The sequence below is a fragment of the Mesorhizobium sp. M7A.F.Ca.CA.002.04.1.1 genome (genome assembly GCF_004022805.1).
In the GTDB taxonomy this organism is placed as follows: Bacteria; Pseudomonadota; Alphaproteobacteria; order Rhizobiales; family Rhizobiaceae; genus Mesorhizobium; species Mesorhizobium ciceri.
In genome coordinates this window covers 1-763 of the sequence record NZ_RZPL01001210.1, presented here as the reverse complement: position 1 = coordinate 763, position 763 = coordinate 1, and the positions used below count along the sequence as shown (strand labels likewise).

Genomic DNA, 763 nt, shown 5'->3' with positions numbered 1-763 from the left:
CCCATCACCCGATGACGGCCATGACCGGCGGCGGCAGGCTGGCCTTTTCGCCGAAGCGTTTTGCCGCGACGCTGGACGATCCGCTGGAGCCCGATCCCGCACGCGGCCGCTTCATGCTCGCCTATCCGGCGCGCTCCGCCGATCTCGGCCATTTTCCCGCCGCCGGCGGCGGCACGCTCGACCTGACGGAATACCGCATGGATGACCGCCGCGAGGATTTCATCACGCTGGTCGAAGCCGACCATGGCGGGCCGGGATGGACCGCGCTTGCACGACAGGCCGAGGACGATCTGGTGCTGGTGCTGAAGAACCCGGCCGAACTGCCAATCACCATGCTGTGGTTCAGCAATGGCGGGCGCGACTACGCCCCATGGAGCGGCCGCCACCTTGGCGTGCTCGGCATCGAGGATGGCCGCGCTGCCGTCGGCCATGCCGCCTCGATCGGCGACAACTGGCTGAAGCGCGAAGGGGTGGCGACCGCTTTTGCGCTGGGCGAAGGCCAAAGCGTGTCTTTTCGCCACGTCATCGGCGTCCTGCCGCTGTCGGGCGGCGAGCCGCCGCGGGACGTCACGACGGCGGATGGCCGCATGCGGCTGCATGCCGGCGGTTCGACGCGGGAGGTTCCCTTCGACAGCGATTTCCTGCGCATCGGCCAGCCGCTGGCCTCGTAGGTGTGATTGCGCGGCCGCAGGGTTTGAAATTTCCGTGAACTGTCGCCAAGATGTGGCCGAAATCATCATGCGGAACATGGTGGATCTGAAGC

The 763-nt window shown here is 67.2% G+C and carries 1 pseudogene; it reads left to right on the top strand.

What is annotated here, in order from left to right:
- A pseudogene (locus ENZ75_RS33365) lies at positions 1-671 on the top strand (hypothetical protein); the annotation flags it as partial.
- Positions 672-763 lie beyond the last annotated feature (92 nt).